The organism is Silvimonas sp. JCM 19000 (assembly GCF_054652575.1).
The window spans coordinates 303,356-322,863 of the sequence record NZ_BAAIHC010000002.1; the positions used below are offsets into that span (position 1 = coordinate 303,356).

Below are 19,508 nucleotides of genomic sequence, written 5' to 3' on the forward strand. Positions count from 1 at the left end.
TGGGTCGCGACCCACCCTATGACTTAGCCAGCCTGGACGTTCCAGCCGCCACCCAGTGCCTTGTACACCGCAACCAGTTCCACATAGGAATCGGATTCCGCCTGCGCCATGGCATCCTCGGCCGACAATTGCGTGCGCTCCGCATCCAGCAGCGTCAGGAAATCCACCGCGCCTTCCTTGTATTGCACGCGGGCGATGTCGGCGGCGCGTTTGCTTTGCTGCGCCGATTCCACCAGCCGCGACAAGCGTTGCTGGGTGCGGTTATAGCTCAACAACGCGCCTTCGGTTTCCTCAACTGCCTGCAACACGGTCTGCTCGTAACGGGCGACGTTGGCGTCGTTGCTGGCCTGGTTGGCGCGCACCTGGGCATTGACCGCGCCGAGGCGGAAGGCAGGCCAATCCACCGACGGGGTAATGCTCCAGGCCTTGCTGCTGGCCTGGCCCAGATCACCGCCACGGCTGGCGATAAAGCCGAAAAAGCCCCCCAACGACACGCGCGGGAACCGATCCGCCATCGCCGCGCCGATATCAGCATTCGACGCCACCAGATTGCGCTCGGCCGCCGCGATATCCGGGCGCCGCTTGATCAGATCAGCCGCGTCACCAATCGGGATAGGGCGCGAGATCGGCGCCAATGTTGCCGGCACCAGTTGCGCATCCAGACTGCCTGGCATCGCGCCGGTCAATACCGCCAGGCGGTATTGCGCCAGCTTGATGGCGGTTTCCAGCGGCGGCAACGTGGCTTGCACATTGGCCAGGTTGGCCTTGGCGCGCGCCACATCCAATTGCGTGCCCTGACCACCATCGACGCGGGCCTGGGTGATATCGAGCGTGGATTGCAGGTTCTTCAGGTTACGCTCGGCCACGGCATAGCGTTGCTGCGCGCCGCGCATCAGATAGTAGTTACGTCCGATTTCCGCCACCACCGACACGCGAGCCTGGTCCAGCCCGTATACGGCGGCATCGGCGCGCGCTTTGGCGGCGGTTTCCAGATTGGCCAGACGGCCCCACAAATCCAATTCCCAGCCCGCATCAAAGCCGGCGGTCCACGAATTGGTCAGCACGCGGTCGGTGGTAATGCCGGGCTGTTGCGCCATCTGGCGCGTGGCCTGTGCCCCCAGCGTTACCGTGGGCCAGCGGTCGATTTCAGTGATATTGAATTGCGCGCGCGCTGCATTCACCCGCGCCAGGGCGATGCGCAAATCATGGTTGGCGTTCAGGCCCTGATCGATCAGTTTGCTTAACGCCGGGTCATCCAGTTGCGCCCACCATTGCTGCTCGACGCGGGTGGCGGCAAAGTCCGCCGTCACCGCGTTTTGCAGGTGGATATCGGCTTGGGCCGGGGTCTGGTATTGCGGCCCGACCGCGCAGGCGGCCAGCCCGCCGCTGAGCATCAAGGCGCTAAGCAGCTTGATGGTCGGCAGCGTAAAGGTTTTAACGATGTCCATTATTTGCCCTCCAGTTGCGGCAATGGGGCGGCCGGGGTGTGTGCAACGTGCGGCTTGCGATCGGCATGTACCAGCTTGCGCAGCAACACATAGAACACCGGCGTCAACAGCAGGCCAAAGAAGGTCACGCCCAGCATGCCGGAGAACACGGCCGTGCCCATGGCGCGACGCATTTCCGAACCGGCACCGGTCGAAGTCACCAGCGGCACCACGCCCATGATGAACGCCATCGACGTCATCAAGATCGGGCGCAAGCGCAGGCGACACGCTTCCAGTACCGCCGCCACCGGGTCCATGCCTTCCAGTTCTTCTTTTTCGCGGGCGAATTCCACGATCAGAATCGCGTTCTTGCACGCCAGCCCCACCAGCACAATCAAGCCGATTTGCGTAAACACATTGTTATCGCCATGCGTGAGCCACAGCCCGGTAATGGCCGACAACAAACCCATAGGCACAATCAGGATGACCGCCAGCGGCATGGTCCAGCTTTCGTACAGCGCGGCCAGCACCAGGAACACCAGCAGCACGCACAGCGGGAACACCAGCACGGCGGTATTACCGGCCAGGATTTGCTGATAGGTCAGCTCGGTCCACTCAAACGTCATGCCATTGGGTAGCTCGGTGCGTGCCAGTTTTTCCATCGCGGCCTGGGCCTGGCCAGAACTGAAGCCGGGCGCAGCCCCGCCGTTGATTTCGGCAGTGACATAGCCGTTGTAATGCTGGACTCGATCCGGACCACTGGTTTCACGCACATTCATGAACGCACCCAGTGGCACCATGTCGCCGTTGGCGTTGCGGGTCTTGAGGCGCGCAATGTCATCGGGACGCAGCCGGAACGACTGGTCGGCTTGGGCATTCACTTGATAGGTACGGCCAAAGCGGTTGAAGTCATTGACGTACAGCGAGCCCAGGTAGATCTGCATGGTGTCAAACGCGTCGGTCAGTGCCACGCCGTGGGTCTTGGCTTTGTCGCGATCAATATGCGCGTCGATCTGCGGCACATTCACTTCGTAGCCGCTAAACATGCCCGCCAGTTCCGGCGTCTTGCTGCCTTTGGCGATCAGGTTCTGCACTTGCGCATACATCTCGTTAAAACCCAGCCCGCCACGATCTTCGATCTGCATGCGGAAGCCACCGATGGTGCCCAGGCCTTGTACCGGCGGCGGCGGGAAGATGGCGACAAAGGCATCCTGCAGTCCGGCGTATTTGGCGTTGAGCTTGCCCGCGATGGCACCGGCGGACAGATCGGCTGATTTGCGCTCGTCAAACGGTTTGAGCGTGACAAACAAGATCCCGGCCGACGGACTGTTGGTAAAGCCATTGATCGACAGCCCCGGGAAGGCCACGGCGCTTTCCACGCCCGGTTCCTTGAGTGCGATGGCGCTCATTGCCTTGATCACGCTTTCAGTGCGGTCCAGCGTGGCGGCACCAGGCAATTGCGCAAACGACACCAGATATTGCTTGTCTTGTTGCGGCACAAAGCCACTGGGCACGCTGTTGAAACCCAGCACGGTCAGGCCGAGCAAACCGCCGTACACCAGCATGGCGATGGCCGAGCGGCGCAGTATGCTTTGCACGCCACCCACATAGCCGTGCGAGGTCCGCACAAAAAAGCGGTTGAACGGGCGGAAGAACCAGCCCAGTGCCTTGTCCATCCAGCGTGTCAGCGCATCTTTGGGCGCATCGTGGCCTTTGAGCAAAACGGCAGCCAGTGCAGGCGACAGGGTCAGCGAGTTGAAGGCCGAAATCACGGTCGAGATGGCAATCGTCAGGGCAAACTGGCGATAGAACTGGCCGGTCAGACCCGAGATAAACGCGGTCGGGATAAACACGGCGCACAGCACCAGCGCGGTGGCCACGATAGGACCGGTTACTTCACGCATGGCACGGCGCGTGGCATCCATCGGGCTTAAGCCCAGCTCGATATTGCGCTCGACGTTTTCGACCACCACGATGGCGTCGTCGACCACAATGCCGATCGCCAGCACCAGACCGAACAGCGACAGCGCATTGAGCGAAAAGCCAAACACATGCATCAGCGCAAACGTGCCCACCAGCGATACCGGCACCGCCACCAACGGGATGATGGAAGCGCGCCAGGTCTGCAGGAACAGAATGACCACCAGCACTACCAGCAACACGGCTTCAAACAGCGTATGCACCACGGCTTCGATCGAGCTCTTCACGAACACGGTGGGGTCATACACGATGGAATAATCCACGCCCTGCGGAAAATCCTTCTTCAGGCTGGCCATGGTGGCGCGCACGTTCTTGGAGATATCGAGCGCGTTGGAGCCGGGGCGGGCAAAGATGGGGATGGCCACCGCCGGTTTGTTATCCAGCAAGGAACGCAGCGCGTAATTGCTGGCGCCCAGTTCGATGCGGGCCACGTCGCGCAAGCGCACGATTTCGCCATCAGCACCGCTGCGGATAATGATGTTGCCAAACTCCTGCTCGGTGACCAGACGGCCTTGCGTGTTGACGTTGAGCTGGTAATTGGCGTTGTTGGACGTGGGCGAAGTGCCCAGCGACCCGGCTGCCACCTGGATGTTCTGCTCACGCACCGCCTTGACCACATCGGATGCAGTCAGATTGCGGCTGGAGATTTTTTCCGGGTCCAGCCACAGGCGCATTGAATAATCGCCCGCGCCAAACAGTTTGACGTCGCCCACGCCGTCGATCCGGGCCAGCGCATCCTTGACCTGCAGGTTGGCGTAGTTGGACAGATACAGCATGTCGTAACGGTTATTCGGCGAGGTCAAATGCACGACCATGGTCAGATCGGGCGAGCTCTTTTCGGTGGTTACGCCCAGGCGCTGCACGTCTTCCGGCAATTGCGGCAAGGCTTGCGCCACGCGGTTCTGCACTTGCACTTGCGCCTTGTCGACGTCGGTGCCCAGGGCAAAGGTGACGGTCAGCGTCATCGCGCCATCGGACGTTGCTTGCGAGGACTGATACAGCATGCCCTCAACGCCATTGATGCGTTGCTCCAGCGGAGATGCCACGGTTTCCGCTATCGTCTGCGGGTTGGCGCCAGGATAGCTGGCATGCACCACCACGGTGGGCGGCACGACTTCGGGGTACTCGCTGATCGGTAATATCTTTAACGCCAATGCCCCGGCGATAAAGATGATCATCGACAGCACCGCCGCAAAGATCGGCCGCTGGATGAAGTATTGAGAGAAATTCATGGAATGTGTCCCATAGGGTGGGTCAAGACCCACCGTTCAAAGTACGTTTTCTGTGCCGCTGCATTCGGCATGACGTGATGCATAGGGTGGGTCGTGACCCACCACTCAAAGCCGCGCAACAAGGCGCTGCACGCGAACAGCCGTGGCACGAGCCTTTGGCTTTGCTTGGTGGGTCGTGACCCACCCTATGCGTCAGCCGCCCGCCGGGAACTGTTTGTCGAGTTCGCTCGGCGCGCTCATCGGCACGGTGGTGGGGCTGACGGCCATGCCGGGGCGGATCTTCTGCAAGCCGTTCACCACAATCACATCACCGGCCTTAAGGCCGCTGCGCACCAGACGCAGATCGTCGACATCGCTGCCGAGGGTGACGGTGCGGTACTCCACCTTGTTGTCCTTGCCCAGCACCAGCACGTATTTCTTGCCGAGGTCCGAGCCGACCGCGCGGTCGTTGATCAACAAGCCGTCGCGCTGGCCTTCGCCGATCAGCTTGAGCCGCACAAACAAGCCCGGCGTGAACTCGCCATTCTTGTTATCAAACACGGCGCGTGCGCGGATGGTGCCGGTACGCGGGTTCACCTGATTATCCAGAAAGTCCACCGCGCCCTGATGCGGATAGCCCGTCTCATCGGCCAGGCCGAGGAAGATCGGATATTTGCCATCCGCCGCTTCACCCTTATGCACACGGGCCTGCTGCTGATACTTGAGGAAGGTCTGCTCATCGGCGTCGAAATAGGCGTAGACCTTGTCGGTGGATACCACCGTGGTCAGCAAGCTGGCCCCGGCCGAACTGCTGCTGACCAGATTGCCCGGCGTAATCAGCGCATTGCTGACGCGGCCGCTGATGGGGGCGGTGACGTGGGTGTAGTCCAGGTTCAGCCTGGCCGCGGTGAGTGCGGCCGCCGTGCCATCGACTTGCGCCTGCGCCGCCAGCAAGGCGGTGTTGCGCGTGTCAAAGTCTTCGGTGCTGATCGCGTCCTGCGACTTGAGCCGCACGGCGCGTTCGGCATCCGATCGGGCTTGCGCCATATGCGCTTTGGCCGACTGGTATTCGGCGGTCAGACGGTCGACCTCGGCCTGGAACGGGCGCGGATCAATCTGGAACAGCAGATCGCCTTTCTTGACCAAAGCGCCTTCGCGGAAATTAACCGACTCCACATAACCGCTCACACGCGGACGGATTTCCACGGTTTGCGGCGCTTCGAGGCGGCCGGTGAATTCATCCCAGTCATTCAGCGATTTATGGATAACCGAAGACACGCTGACCGCCGGTGGGGGCGGGGCGGGCGGTTGCTCGTTGGCGCGGCTGTCCTGGCACGCCGACAATACGGCGGCGGCCAGTGGTGCCAGCACAAACAATGCGGCGGCAGTTTTGATGCGGCTATGCATGGTGTTACTCCTTGGCAATGCGTTGGCTTTTATTGCGCAGGCTCCGGGGTCGGAAGGCTGCGCGGTTTTTTTAAAGAAAGGCGCTAGGGCGAGCGGGGTGGCGTTACAAGGCCACCACCAGTTTTCCGACGTGACGCCCGCGCCGCAGCGCGTTATAGGCGTCGGGCGTGCGATCAAATGGATAAACCTGTTCGATCACCGGCTTGATCCGGTTGGCGCTGAGTGCGCTCAGCAAAGACTGAAACATGGCGCGGCTGCCCACGCTGATGCCGTGCAGGTGGATCTGCCGCGCCAGCAGATCGGACGGATCAAAATCGGCCACCTTGCCGCGCACGCCAACCAGGCTGACCTGACCGCCCACGCGCGCCGCCTTGATCGATTGCGCCAGCGTTTCGCCACTCAGATCGAGCACATGGTCAACGCCACGACCGTGGGTCCAGTCGCGCAAGGCGGCATCCCATTGCGGCGTACGTTGCGCGTTGAGCGTATGGTCGGCGCCGGTGTGGTAGGCGTAACAAAGCTGATCATCGCTCTGTGCCAGCACCGCCACGCGCGCGCCCACCGCTTTGGCCAGTTGCAGCGCCATCATCGCCACCCCACCGGTACCGAGTATCGCGACGTGATCGCCCGGGCGCAGCGGCGTGTTTTCCATCAAGGCATGCCAGGCGGCGACACCGGCGCACGGCAGCGTGGCGGCTTCTTCAAAACTCAGTTGCTCCGGCAACGGCAGCAAAGCGTTTTCGCAGAAGACGGCGAATTCGCTCAGCACGCCGTCGCTATCGCTGCCAAAGGTACGGCGCGTGTTATCGGCGGTGGCGTGCTGGCCGGTCCAGTCCGGATAAAACGTGTTGACCACACGCTGGCCCAGATGCAACTGCCGCACCTCACGCCCCAGCTCGACAATCTCGCCCGCCGCATCTGACAACGGCACGATGGCGTGCTTGCCCGGATACACCCGGCTGCGATCGGCGACTTCCAGATCGCGATGATTCAGCGAAGCGGCGCGCACGCGCACCAGCACATCACGCGGCCCCAAAGGCGGCGTGGGACGGCTGGTTTGCAGTCGCAGTGCGGCGCTACCGCTTAACAAAGGATCGAGAACAAAGGCGCGCATGGCTGGCCGGGGCTCATCGGTTGGTTGATGGCGGCAAGCATGGGGCGCGCTCGACGGAGCGTCTAATTGACGTTTTATGTAGATGTCATCATCAAAAATGATGTAAAGGCTGCGCGCCAGCAACGGCGCGGCCTGGCGCATGGCCGCCTATTGCTGCGCTGCGCAAAAAATAATTGTAAAAGCTGCCTTGCGCTAAAACCCTAGTGTTTATGCGGTTTTGCTGATTTGCGTGATGCTGGTCGCAAAGACTATCATTTGGCGTGATTAATCTGAGGGGCGTGCCAGCATGCGTGACGTAGACCTGAATCTGCTGTCGATCTTCGACACCATCATGACCGAAGGCTCGGTGACCAAGGCGGCACAGCAGCTGGCAATGACGCAATCGGCAGTCAGCAATGCCGTCGCGCGTATGCGCCTGGTGTGGAAAGACCCGCTGTTTATCAAAGAAGGCCGCGGCATCCGCCCCACGCCCAAGGCCAGCGCCATCTGGCGCGATATTGGCCTGCCGCTGGCCACCATCCGCGAAACCGTCAATCCGGCACCGTTTGATCCCGCCACCACGGCGCGGCGTTTCCGGCTGGCTACCACCGATTTCATTACCTATCCCTTGTGGCCGCCGCTACGCAATCTGCTGGACGCCCGGGCGCCCGGCGTCGATATCCTGGCGGTGCCGCCCAAGGTGATGGCGATCCGCGAACAACTGGCGGATAACGAGATCGACCTGGCCGTCGGCATGAAGTCGCCGCTGGGTGAAGAGATCAAATCAAAGTGGATGTTTGATATTTCGTTTGTCTGTGCCATGCGGCGCAACCATCCGCTGGCCGCGCGCCCGTTAACGCTGGATAGCTATCTGATGGCGGACCATTTGCTGGTGTCGCTATCGGGTGATCCGGTAGGGGTGGTGGATGAGTTGCTGCTGCAACGCAATCTGCGCCGGCGCGTGGCGATGACGGTGAATTCGTTTTACGGCGTGGTGGACTTGCTGGCCTCATCCAACCTGATCAGCGTGGTGCCGGAAAGCGTGGTGCGCACGCATCCACGCCGTGCCGAAATCCATGCGGTGCCGGTGCCGTTCGAGATGCCGATCTTCCAGTCGCACATGGTCTGGCACACCCGCTACGACCGCGATCCCGGCCACGTGTGGTTGCGCGAAACCATCATCGACCTGTGCACGCGCTTGTGCAGCGGCAGCGGCGGCGAGTGCTCGCTGGCCACGCCGCTGGAAGTGGGGCAGGCCGTAAATGCGGCGCAGCCAGACGCGGTGGTATTTGCAGTTTGACGCATAGGGTGGGTCTAGACCCACCGTTCCAAGCCATGGATGAGACCCGCTATCGACGAGTTCTTCTGTTGGCTTTGATGGGTGGGTCCAGTAGTTTGATCTTGCAACACGCATAGGGTGGTTCCAGACCCACCACTCAAAGCCATGGATGAGACCCGCTATCGACGAGTTCTTCTTATTGGCTTTGATGGGTGGGTCTAGCAGTTTGATCTTGCATCGCGCATAGGGTGGGTCCAGACCCACCCCTCAAAGCCATGGATGAGACCCGCTATCGACGAGTTCTTCTGATCGGCTTTGATGGGTGGGTCTAGACCCACCCTATGCGGTCCAGACGCAAAAAAGCCCGGTGAACCGGGCTTTTTTATTCGAACGCTGCGACCGCTTAAGGGGCGATGGCGCAGATTTCGAACAGGCTGTTGCATTTGGCTGCATTGAGTACGGCTTGCACTTGCGGCGTGCAACCCAGCAGCGACACCGGACGACCCTTGGCGCGGACGTTCAGGCGCTTCAGTTGTGCCACAGCAGCGGTGTCCATGTACTGCACGTTTTCAAAATCGACATGCAGCTCGTTCAGATCCGGATGAGCCAGCGCTTCAAGCGCTTTGCGGTTGAAATCTTGCAGGGCGTCAGACGTGAAATGGCGGGAAAGCGTCAGACGGGCGATATCGCCGTTCAGGGTCAATGCTGTTTCCAAAGCTGCTGTCCTTGTGATGTTTGGGGTACACGTATCTCAATGGCGTGTATTTTACCAACAGACGCAACTCACGGAATTAAATAGGAAAAATTACCGTTGATTTTTTAAAATTACCCGTAACCGGGTAAGTGCTGCTACTTGCCGCTGCGCAATATCAGTCAACTACATTTACCCAATCCAGGCTGGCGGCCAAGCGTAAAAGCGCAGTGTTTCTGCGGCCTTAACATATTGGAGTCGATGTAATTTGCGCTACATCAAAGTCGCGTCAGAAAACCAGAAAAATGTAGTCGTAGTTGGACTACAACTTTTTTGGCCGCAACGTTGACGGTTAATTACAACAAAAAAGCGTTTAAAACGGCCGATTTCTCCATTGTCAAGCCCCCTCGGTCAACTCCTGGTGACGCGGGCCCGGCAGTTCGTCGGTAACTGCCTAGGCCGGCGCAACAGCAGCCGCTGCTTATAGATAACGCGCTTCCAGATGCTTGCGAAAGAAGCTGGGGTTGAGCGTTCCACCGGTGGCACGGGTAATCAGTTCCGCTGTGGAGAAACGACTGCCGTGTTGCCACACATTGTCTTTGAGCCACGCCGACAGCGTTTGCAGATTGCCCGCTGCAATGGCCGCTTCCAGCCCCGGCACGGCCTGGCGTGCTGCGTGGAACAATTGCGCCGCATACATCGCGCCCAGGGTGTAGGTGGGGAAATAGCCAAATGAGCCATCCGTCCAGTGGATGTCCTGCATGCAGCCGTTGCGATTATCGCCGCGCGTATCGATGCCCAGATATTGCTGCATCTTCTCGGCCCACAGCGTCGGGATATCGTCCACTTCAATCTCACCTTCCACCAGCGCACGCTCGATCTCATAACGCAGGATGACGTGCAGCGGATAACTGACTTCATCCGCATCAACGCGAATATGGCCCGGCTGGACCCGCTGATTCAGCGCAATGAAGTTATCCAGCGCCAGGGCAGGCTGTTCGCCAAACTGCGCGATCATCAGGGGATGCAACACGCGCAGGAAGGCGGGACTGCGCGCCAGCTGCATCTCGAACAATAAACTCTGCGATTCATGTACGCCCATAGAACGGGCGCGCCCCATCGGCTGGCTGAGCCATTCGGCCGGGCGGTTCTGTTCGTAACGCGCATGGCCGGTCTCATGAATGATGCCGAGCAAAGCGGGCAGAAAATCGTCGTCTTTGTAACGCGTGGTGATGCGCACGTCTTGCGGCACACCGCCACAGAACGGATGCGCGCTGACATCGACCCGCCCTTGCTCAAAATTAAAGCCCAACAATTGCATGACCTGCACGCCCAGCGCGCGTTGCCGCTCGGTCGGGAAGGGGCCTTGCAAGGCGAGCGGGGTGCTTTGGGCCTGCCTGGCCACCACTTGTTGCAGCAGTCCGGGCAACCAGGTTTTGAGATCGCCAAAAATGCGATCCAGGTCGGCCGCACGCAAACCCGGCTCGTACAGATCAAGCATCGCGTCATAGCGCGACGTTCCTGCGGCCTCGGCGCGGATTTGCGCCTCTTGCCGCGCCAGCTTGACCACCTCACGCAGATTGTCGGCAAAGCCGTGCCAGTCGTTGGCGGGCCGCTGCGTACGCCAGGCGTGCTCGCAACGGGCGCCGGCCAGCGTCTTGGCCTCGACCAGCCAATCCGGCAACACCACCGTCTTGTGCCAGGCGCTGTGCATTTCATGCAGATTGGCGCGCTCGAGCTCGTCCAGATTTTCCTGGCGCGCCGCAGTAAACCATTCGCTCACGCGCGCATCGGTCAAGATTTGATGACGCAATAAATCCAGCTCCGCCATGGCCTCAGAACGGGCCTGGCTGCTTTGCGGCGACATCATGGCGGCGCTATCCCAACTGGCAATGGCGGCCAGGTGATCAAATCGCGACAGGCGGGTAAAGGTATGGTGCAGCTGGGTGTAGGCAGGCGTCATGGCGGCAGATCGGGTAGGCGACAGGAAGGCGCGCAGTATACCGCCAAGCTGGCGGCCGCTCAGCCCCTGCGTATTGCGACGGCTTTGTATGGTTCGAAACCGGCCGAATGGCGGATGGTTTTGCAGCAATTCGGCGGTTGCGCCGGGCCAGCATCAAGTTTTTTGCGTCGATTTGTATTGGAGACGCCACATTTCTGCAAAAGGGGCTGACAAAAAGAGTAAATCTTCGGCTATGCTATACGCGGGCAGATGCCCAAATCTCTATTTTCAGGATCAGTTAGAAATGGCAACCGGTACAGTTAAGTGGTTCAACGACGCCAAAGGCTTTGGCTTTATCACTCCCGATGAAGGCGGCGACGACCTGTTCGCACACTTCTCCGCGATTCAAGGCAACGGTTTCAAGACCTTGAAAGAAGGCCAACGCGTGAGCTTCGAGATCACCACAGGCCAGAAAGGCAAGCAAGCCTCGAACATCCAGGCTAACTAATTCGGTTAGCCAGACGAAAAGCCCGCGTAGCGGGCTTTTTTTTCGTCCTCAAATAACACGAGTCTGGCCACTGGCCGTCATGCCCGCGCTTGCTCTTGCATACGCATAAGGCGGGTCGAGGCCCACTGTGCTTTAGCGTGCCGGTAGCAACTTGGCCCAGCGCGTGTCCAGATCGGCATCGCTGATGCTGCCGGTCAGTTGGTCCGCCAGATTCTTCAAATCCAGTTGGGCTGCGCACGCTTTGGCGGCGCGATAGATGGCGATACGCTCGGCTTGGGCCAGCGGGGTTTGTTGCCACGTCTGGATTTGTTGGCGCTCTGAAGCGGGCACGCTTTGCCACTGCGCCGCCAGCGCGTCGTGGGCAAGGATGGCGCGGCTGGAGTAGATCAGCAGAAGCACCGTCGATAGATCTGCGGTCTGTTGCCAGCTTTCGTCGGCGGCCTTGGTCATGGCCCAGTAATCCAGCAGCTGTGTGTTCAGCAGTTGCTGGTCCGGTTTTTCGTGGCTGGTGATGCTGGAGAGTTCGACCAACTCGCCCGATGCCATGCGTTGATCCAGCTCAAACGCCGTTTTGAACACTTCGCCGCTCATGCGGGTTTGCAGTTCTTGCTGGGTTTTGCCCAGCGCCGACTGGTAGTGCGCCAACAAGTCATTCAGTTGCGCGGCGCTCAGTTCCTGGGCAAGGGCGGCGGCTAGTTGTGCCTGGTAGCGCGCGTTACGGCCGTTGCTGTTTGTTTGCTCGAGTTTCTCGCCCAGATAATTGACTTCATCGCGCCCGAGTCTGCTGCTGGCGTTTTGCCATTGCGCGCTACCGGCTTTGATTTCGGGGTGTTTCTGCTTGAGATACACCGCAACGTCGGCTGCGATATTGCGACGGGTCAGTTGATACAGTTGGTACGCGTCCGGGCGCGCCTTGAAGGTGTCGCTGCGGACCGCCACATAGCGTTGCGCCAGTTTGACGGTGGCGGCATCGGGCGCGGCCGTGGCGGCGGTGCTAAAGCTGAATAGCGCAAAGGCGCACAGGGCAAGCAAACGCGTCGGCTTCATGGCGGCATCGAATATAAAAAAGAGGCCCGATTTATACCGGGCCTCGTTGATGCCAGCAAGCCAGCGCAGCGCGCCACCCGCTCTACGCGGCGCTGGCTGCGACCAGGGGTTGCTTATTGATAAGTCAAGCCAAAACCGTATGCGAACAGCGGGTTGGCGGTGTCGTGCGGCACGTCTTCGAGCTGGGCTTCGACTTCGGCCATGGACGACGGCAACTCAAACGGCAGTTTGCCTTGCGGCTTGCCCACACCGGTCAGCACATCAAACAGTGCGGTGTCGTTGGCGCCGAAGTTGGCGACAATCGACGTCACCTTGTCCACCACATTGGTCAGGATGGCCGGGCGGTCCATATACACGGCCACCACCGATTTGGGCGCCAGCGCGGCTTGCTTGATGGCTTCGTAATCGGCCTGGCCATCGGCAAACGCCAGACTGCCTTCGTGCTGCATAGAACCAAAGATGTAGTGCGGATGCAAAGTCTCGTACGGCGTGCTGACCCGGACGATGGCCACGTCGGCCTCTTGCGGTGTGGCGACCACGGTGTAGCCATATTTGGCGGCGACCGTCGCGTCGATGTTATACAGCCACACCTTTTTGCCGGTTGCGCTCATCGGCAGCAGGTTGCCGCTGTTTTGCAGCAGCACCATGGCTTTGCGTTGCGTATCCAGTGCGACGGCCTGGAAGTCAGCGTTGCCTACCACGGTCTTGGCCGCAGCCGAATCTACATACGGATGATCGAACAGGCCTTGCTGGAATTTCTGCAGCAGAATGCGATGCACTGAATCATTCAGCCGCGCTTCAGTCAGCAGGCCCTGGTTGACGGCCTGCACCAGATATTCCGGTTCTTCTGCACCGCCGAACTGATCCATACCGGCGTTCACCGATTTGACGTAACGCTGCAGCTTGGTCGCGGTTTCCATGCCCCACGGCGTGCCGAAGCCGGCAAAGCCTGGCGTCCCCGGCCAGCCGTTCAGGCAGTTGCTATCGCAATCCGACATGATGCCCCAGTCCGATAACACCACACCTTTAAAGGCATATTTGCCGCGTAACAAATCCGTCAGCAGGGCTTTGTCGAAGCCCGCGCCGACTTGCTCCAGCGTGATGCCATCGACGGTCACCGAGGCATCGGGTTCGGAATAGGTTGGCATGATCGACGCCGCATTGGCGGCAAACGCGCCTTCAAACGGCTTGAGGTGATAGGCAAAGTTGTTGCCGGGATAAGTGGCATAACGACCGTAGTAGTTATGGCTATCAAAGCCATCCTTCTGCGCGCCGTAGCCCACCCAGTGTTTGACCACTGCCAGCACGCTCTTGTTGGTCAGGCCGCTGCTGCCGCCCTGAAAGCCTTCGATATAGGCCTGAACCTGCGCCTTGGCGACATCGGCGTCTTCGCCAAAGGTGCCATTGATACGGGCCCAGCGCGGCTCGGTGGCCAGATCGGCCTGCGGTGACAAGGCCTGGGTAATGCCCACCGCCAGATATTCCTGGCGCGCAATATCACCGAATTTACGCGTCAAAGTCGCGTCATTCAGCGCGGCAAAGCCCAGTGTCTCTGGCCATTGCGAGAAACCACTGCCGCTGGCGCTGGCGCCCACGGTGTACTGGAAATGGTTGCGCGGATCGGTGGAGATCGATACCGGTATCCCCAGACGCGATGCCTCGGCCAGCGTCTGGATCTTGTTGTATTGCTCCGCCATGGTGGTGGCGTCGCCGCTCATGCGGGTGATATAGGTGAAGATGGCCTTGTCATTGATCTGCGTACCCAGCGTGGTCAGATCGTATGAAGTGCCGGTGCCGACGCCGGTGGTGTCGTTCAGCACGGGCGCGGTGCCGTGCATCATCAGGCCGGCTTTTTCCGCCAGCGTCAGACGTGTGACCAGATCGGTCGCGCGCGCGTCAGCGCTCAGCCGCCAGTCTTCGTACGGTTCCAGCTTGCCGTCCTTGTTCAGATCCTTGAACTTGAGGCCTTCGACGGTCAGCAAGTTGAGCGAGGTATAACCCAGGTCCAGCTGCGTGGTGTTGCTGGAGTTCTCGTCGTCATTGCCGCTGCCGCAGGCGGCCAGACTCAGCGCCAGCGCGGTGATGGTTACGGCGCCGGCAGACGCGCGCAAGGCACGCTGGGCGTGCGGTGTAGGGTGAGAGGCAGTCGTCGTCATCGGTGCTTTCCTTGATACGTGAGGGATGCGATTTTTGGTTTTGTCCGGCTCATGTCGAGCCGTGTCTCACTGTACTCAGGGCGATTTGTAGTGCTTTACCAGCGACAACATGTTTTTAACTTTCGGGTGCAGCGTCGATGCTGCGCCGCAACAGACGGTGCCGTTACGGCTGGCGCTTGAAACAGCGCAAACCCTTGCTGGATGCGGCCTGGCGCGATTCTCAATTCTTTCTGCGTAAGACAGTATCCTAGAGGCTTTACCTGATGGCAGCGCCGCCCATGGCTGGCACGATGGCGAGACAATATTGATTACATAGTCAACGCACGCCAGGAGGCAGCATGCCGACCCGTTTCGGTCACCACGCCCGCACGGTGTCCAACCGTATTGCGATGTACGCCATGCACGCCGCCGAGCAGCAGGGCATAGGCCCGCAAGCGTTTGCCAACCGCACCGGCATCAGCGCGCCCGATCTGCAAGATCCCAAAGGCCGCATCGACGCTGCGCGCCATCGCCGCATGACCGATCTGATGGCCGAGCTGCGCCCCCGGCTGGATTTGCAACAGGCGCAAAGCATGGGGCTGTTTCCGGATTTTCCGGTACTGGGCAGCCTGTGTCTGAACGCGCGTACGGTGCGCGAAGCCATTGCGGCGTTTCTGGAATTCCGTCCGCTGATCGGGGAGTTTGATTTCGTCTTGTTCCGGCCGCAGCCGGGGCAAAGCAGTTTTGAATACATTGCAGAATTCGCACCCAATACCGGGTTTCAGGCCTTGGCCAACTTTCTGGTGCTGGCGCAATTGATACGCGGTTATGACAGCGGTACGCGCACGGTTTTTCGGGTGGAACTGGTCGGGCCGCCGCTGGTGGCGTCGGATCTGGCGGAATGCTTTGGCGCGCCGGTGCGCTTTGAAGCGCCACTCAACCGCATGACTTTCTCCAGTGCCCAGCTTGATGTTCCCGCCGCGCAATACAACGCCGCGCTGGCGCCGTTTTTGCTGGAACAGGCACAACAAGAACTCGCGCGCATCCAGCGCCTGCATTTGTTTTCGGCCCAGGTCGAAAGCGTAATCGTTGAATTGCTGCACGCCGATGGCAACGATGCGGCCAAAGCCTCGCTGCTGGCGCAAATCTGTGAGCGACTGGAAACGTCGCGCTGGACGCTGCATCGGCAATTGCAGCAAGAAGGCGTGCATTTCAGCGAGCTGGAAACGCGCGTCAAAGTGAGCGAAGCACGGCGGCTGCTCAGCCAGACCCGCTGGAGCCTGGGGCAGATCAGCGAGCAACTGGGCTTCTCTTCGCAAAGCGCATTTACCCGCTTCTTTAAAAGCCAGCATGAACTGGCGCCGCTGGCTTTTCGCCAGCGTGCGCTGGGCTAAGGACCGGGGTGGCGTAAACCACCCTGGACCGTTTGCGGCAGTGCTTAGCCAGTGCCGCCGGTAATGCCGTAAATCTCACCGGTTACATAGCTGGACTCTTCCGAGGCCAGCAGCACGTAAAGCGGCGCCAGCTCCACCGGTTGGCCCGGCCGTTTGAACACGGATTGCTCGCCAAAGTGCTCGACCTTCTCTTGCGACTGGCCGCCGCTGGGTTGCAACACCGTCCAGATCGGCCCTGGCGCCACGCCATTCACCCGAATGCCTTTGCTGATTACCTGTTTGGCCAGCGCCTTGGTAAACGCCAGGATGGCCGCCTTGGTGGTGGCGTAATCAAGCAGGCTTTCCGACGGTTTGGTGGCCTGGATCGACGTGGTGGTGATGATGGTGGAGCCGGGCGGGAGCAGGGGCACCGCCGCCTGGCAAATCCAGAACAGCGCGTAGACATTGGTCTTGAGCGTGGCGTCGAATTGCTCGGTGCTGATGTCGGCGATGTCCTCCACCGACACCTGCTTGCCCGCCACATTGGTCACGATATCCAGCCCGCCCAGCGCGACATGCGCTTTGCCCACCAGTTCTTTGCAGAAGGCTTCGCTTTGCAGATCGCCGGGAATGCAGATGGCTTTGCGGCCCTCGGCTTCGATCAGCTTGACCACTTCTTGCGCGTCCGGCTCTTCTTCGGGCAGATAGTTGAGCACCACATCGGCGCCTTCACGCGCATAGGCAATCGCCGCCGCCCGCCCGATGCCCGAATCCGCGCCTGTTACCAGCGCCTTGCGTCCGGCCAGCCGGCCATGCCCGACGTAGCTGGTTTCACCGTGATCCGGCTTGGGGATCATTTCGCGCGCCAGACCGGGCGCGGTTTGCGGCTGTTGGGGAAAAGGCGGCTTGGGGTAGAGATCGAGCGGGTTGCGCAGGGGCATGATGGGGTCCTCGTGGTGGAACGGAACAACAGATGGGTCTTATGCTGCGCAAAAATCGCGGCTGTGTTTATAAGCGGCTGCCGCACATGGGCGTGAGACTGGCGGCGGACAGGCTGTCGCCGGGCGCGGCACCCCTTTCGGCAACGGCGGCGGCTGTCTATGATTCGGTCTCCTTGAGAACAGATCGGATTGCCGCCATGCGTTGGGATGAAATGCGGGAAAGCAAAAACGTGGACGACGAACGCAGCAGCGGTGGCGGCGGCTTCGGCGGCGGGGGTTTGCGCCTGGGGCTGGGCGGTATTGCGGCGGTGGTAGTGGTGGGATTGCTGTTTGGCAAAAGCCCGATGGAAATGCTGGCGCTGGTTTCCAGCTTGCAGCACGGCGCACCGACCCAACAACACGCGCCCGCCACTCGCACCCCCGCGGCCGGCAGCAGTGATAACGACCAGACCGTGGGCAAGGTCAAGCGCGTGCTGGGTGATACCGAAGACACCTGGCAACAGATCTTCCAGGCCTCCGGCCGCAGCTATCAGCCGCCCCGGCTGGTGTTGTTTCGCGGTGGCGTCAGTTCCGGCTGCGGTTTTACCGGCTCTGAAGTCGGCCCGTTCTATTGCCCGGCCGATCAGAAGGTCTATCTCGACCTCGGCTTCTTTGATGAATTGAAGCAACGCTTTGGCGCGCCGGGCGAATTTGCCCAGGCCTATGTGATTGCGCATGAGGTCGGCCATCACGTGCAGAACCTGCTGGGCATCTCCGACAAGGTCAACCGCCGCATGCAGCAGCTGAACAGCAGCGGCCGCAATGCCTTGTCAGTGCGGCTGGAATTGCAGGCGGATTGTTTTGCTGGCGTGTGGGGCCACTCGGCGGCGCAACGCCACCTGATCAATGCGGCCGAAATGCAGCAGGCGCTGGTGGCGGCCAATGCCATCGGCGACGACACGCTGCAAAAGAACGCCGGGCGTAATGTGACGCCGGATGCGTTTACACACGGCACGTCGGCACAACGGCAGCACTGGTTTCAGGTGGGGCTGGATAGTGGCAGCGTGGACGCCTGCAACACATTTGTGCGTAAACCCGCGCAATAAAAAAGGGCTGACCTGCTGCGGTCAGCCCTTCATTGCTGTTAAGGCCACCTGATCAGCGCGCGGCGACGGCCTTGGCGTTGCTGGCGCTCAGTTGCTTGATCAGACCATCTATGCCATCGCTGCGGATGACGGTGCCAAACTGGTTGCGGTGGCTGTTGATAAAGCTGATGCCCTCCACCGAAATGTCGTACACCTTCCAGCCCGCGGCGGTTTGCTCAAACATCAGATCCAGCGCGATCGGATCTTGCCCGGCCTGGTTGACCACGCTATGTACCGATTGCTCGTCCGGCGTATCGCCCGGCCGCGCCCCTTTAACATCGACCTGGGCGTTTTTGTGATTGCTGAGCACCGCCACCCAGGTGCGGACCAGCATGGTGCGGAATTGCGTGGTCAGCGCGGCTTGTTGTTCCGGCGTGGCCGTGCGCCAGTAGCGGCCGACCGCCAGCGCAGTCATGCGAGTAAAGTCAGCCAGCGGCGTCAGACGGGCATCGGCCAGTTGATGCTGGCGCGCGGTGTCTTTGTCATTGGCGCTGATGATCTCGAGGACATCCTTGCTCACGCCACGGACGATAGCTTCCGGGCTGGCGGCAGCCAGGGCATCAGCCGACGTGGCTGCCATCGCTGCGGTAGGCAGTAGCGCGGCAAAAACGGTCACAGCAATCCAGCGGGTAATGCGGGTCATGACGGCGGTCCTTGTGTGGCGATCAGATATATCGCTATGACTGCTAGAGTGCCGCAAAAGCATGACTGATGCGTGACCGCGTGTTACCGGGCGTAATGGCCCACGCATAAATGAGAGGGCGGCCACAGCCGGCGCAAGGCGCAGCGATCTTGACGCGCCACTTTGGCGGGTGGGTCTAGACCCACCGTATGGGTATGCGCTGTGCGCAGGCATACATCGCATAGGGTGGGTCTAGACCCACCACCCAAAGCCATCACACGGCGCTGCGATCTTGACGCGCCACTTTGAGTGGTGGGTCATGACCCACCGTATGGATGCGCTGCACGCAGGCATACATCGCATAGGGTGGGTCTGGACCCACCACCCAAAGCCATCGCAAGGCGCAGCGATCTTGACGCGCCACTTTGAGTGGTGGGTCATGACCCACCGTATGGATGCGCTGGCACGCAGGCATGCATCGCATAGGGTGGGTCTAGACCCACCACCCAAAGCCATCACAAGGCGCAGCGATCTTGACGCGCCACTTTGAGTGGTGGGTCATGACCCACCGTATGGACGCGCCGGCACGCAGGCATACATCGCATAGGGTGGGTCTAGACCCACCACCCAAAGCCAGCGCAAGGCGCTGCGATCTTGACGCGTCACTTTGAGTGGTGGGTCTAGACCCACCGTATGGATGCGCTGGCGCGCAGGCATAGATCGCATAG

General features: G+C 60.5%; 14 protein-coding genes. 4 read left to right on the plus strand and 10 right to left on the minus strand.

What is annotated here, in order from left to right:
* Nucleotides 1-23 precede the first annotated feature (23 nt).
* From ACYQ1A_RS03740 to ACYQ1A_RS03755, 4 genes are all read right to left on the minus strand, one after another.
* Nucleotides 24-1,448 carry an efflux transporter outer membrane subunit gene (locus ACYQ1A_RS03740; protein WP_499360317.1) on the minus strand — a complete coding sequence of 475 codons (1,425 nt, stop codon included), beginning with the start codon at nucleotides 1,446-1,448 and terminating at the stop codon, nucleotides 24-26.
* Nucleotides 1,448-4,639 carry an efflux RND transporter permease subunit gene (locus ACYQ1A_RS03745; protein WP_499360319.1) on the minus strand — a complete coding sequence of 1,064 codons (3,192 nt, stop codon included), beginning with the start codon at nucleotides 4,637-4,639 and terminating at the stop codon, nucleotides 1,448-1,450. Before ACYQ1A_RS03745 ends, ACYQ1A_RS03740 begins: the two co-directional genes overlap by 1 nt.
* A gap of 192 nt (nucleotides 4,640-4,831) precedes the next feature.
* On the minus strand, nucleotides 4,832-6,025 hold the full coding sequence (locus tag ACYQ1A_RS03750; RefSeq protein ID WP_499360321.1) for an efflux RND transporter periplasmic adaptor subunit: 1,194 nt from the start codon (nucleotides 6,023-6,025) through the stop codon (nucleotides 4,832-4,834).
* 103 nt (nucleotides 6,026-6,128) lie between these two features.
* Nucleotides 6,129-7,139, minus strand: coding sequence for a zinc-dependent alcohol dehydrogenase family protein (locus tag ACYQ1A_RS03755; RefSeq protein WP_499360323.1), 1,011 nt, complete (start codon nucleotides 7,137-7,139; stop codon nucleotides 6,129-6,131).
* Between the two features lie 286 nt (nucleotides 7,140-7,425).
* Between ACYQ1A_RS03755 and ACYQ1A_RS03760 the strand changes: the two genes are divergently transcribed.
* Nucleotides 7,426-8,418, plus strand: a complete 993-nt coding sequence (locus ACYQ1A_RS03760) for a LysR family transcriptional regulator (RefSeq protein ID WP_499360325.1) — start codon at nucleotides 7,426-7,428, stop codon at nucleotides 8,416-8,418.
* Between the two features lie 382 nt (nucleotides 8,419-8,800).
* Here ACYQ1A_RS03760 and ACYQ1A_RS03765 read toward each other — a convergent pair whose 3' ends face one another.
* Nucleotides 8,801-9,112, minus strand: a complete 312-nt coding sequence (locus tag ACYQ1A_RS03765) for an STAS domain-containing protein (protein ID WP_161805158.1) — start codon at nucleotides 9,110-9,112, stop codon at nucleotides 8,801-8,803.
* Nucleotides 9,113-9,569: 457 nt separating this feature from the next.
* Nucleotides 9,570-11,051: a carboxypeptidase M32 gene (locus ACYQ1A_RS03770; RefSeq protein ID WP_499360329.1), complete on the minus strand. Its 1,482-nt coding sequence runs from the start codon at nucleotides 11,049-11,051 to the stop codon at nucleotides 9,570-9,572.
* A 283-nt stretch (nucleotides 11,052-11,334) separates the two neighbouring features.
* Here ACYQ1A_RS03770 and ACYQ1A_RS03775 point away from each other — a divergent pair, with 283 nt between their 5' ends.
* On the plus strand, nucleotides 11,335-11,538 hold the full coding sequence (locus tag ACYQ1A_RS03775; RefSeq protein ID WP_053939474.1) for a cold-shock protein: 204 nt from the start codon (nucleotides 11,335-11,337) through the stop codon (nucleotides 11,536-11,538).
* Between the two features lie 132 nt (nucleotides 11,539-11,670).
* Here ACYQ1A_RS03775 and ACYQ1A_RS03780 read toward each other — a convergent pair whose 3' ends face one another.
* Both ACYQ1A_RS03780 and ACYQ1A_RS03785 read right to left on the minus strand, forming a co-directional pair.
* On the minus strand, nucleotides 11,671-12,585 hold the full coding sequence (locus ACYQ1A_RS03780; protein ID WP_062224016.1) for a hypothetical protein: 915 nt from the start codon (nucleotides 12,583-12,585) through the stop codon (nucleotides 11,671-11,673).
* A gap of 113 nt (nucleotides 12,586-12,698) precedes the next feature.
* Nucleotides 12,699-14,741, minus strand: a complete 2,043-nt coding sequence (locus ACYQ1A_RS03785; protein ID WP_499360334.1) for a glycoside hydrolase family 3 protein — start codon at nucleotides 14,739-14,741, stop codon at nucleotides 12,699-12,701.
* A 338-nt stretch (nucleotides 14,742-15,079) separates the two neighbouring features.
* Here ACYQ1A_RS03785 and ACYQ1A_RS03790 point away from each other — a divergent pair, with 338 nt between their 5' ends.
* Complete coding sequence (locus tag ACYQ1A_RS03790; RefSeq protein WP_499360336.1) at nucleotides 15,080-16,114, plus strand: helix-turn-helix transcriptional regulator; 1,035 nt, start codon at nucleotides 15,080-15,082, stop codon at nucleotides 16,112-16,114.
* 44 nt (nucleotides 16,115-16,158) lie between these two features.
* On the opposite strand, the gene ACYQ1A_RS03795 is transcribed toward ACYQ1A_RS03790, so the two are convergent.
* Nucleotides 16,159-17,034, minus strand: coding sequence for an SDR family oxidoreductase (locus ACYQ1A_RS03795; protein WP_499360337.1), 876 nt, complete (start codon nucleotides 17,032-17,034; stop codon nucleotides 16,159-16,161).
* A gap of 197 nt (nucleotides 17,035-17,231) precedes the next feature.
* Here ACYQ1A_RS03795 and ypfJ point away from each other — a divergent pair, with 197 nt between their 5' ends.
* A complete protein-coding gene (gene ypfJ, locus ACYQ1A_RS03800) occupies nucleotides 17,232-18,119 on the plus strand; it encodes a KPN_02809 family neutral zinc metallopeptidase (protein WP_499360339.1) in 888 nt (295 codons plus the stop codon).
* Between the two features lie 52 nt (nucleotides 18,120-18,171).
* Here the strand turns inward: ypfJ and ACYQ1A_RS03805 are convergent, their stop codons facing one another.
* Nucleotides 18,172-18,801, minus strand: a complete 630-nt coding sequence (locus tag ACYQ1A_RS03805; RefSeq protein ID WP_499360341.1) for an MlaC/ttg2D family ABC transporter substrate-binding protein — start codon at nucleotides 18,799-18,801, stop codon at nucleotides 18,172-18,174.
* Nucleotides 18,802-19,508: the final 707 nt, after the last annotated feature.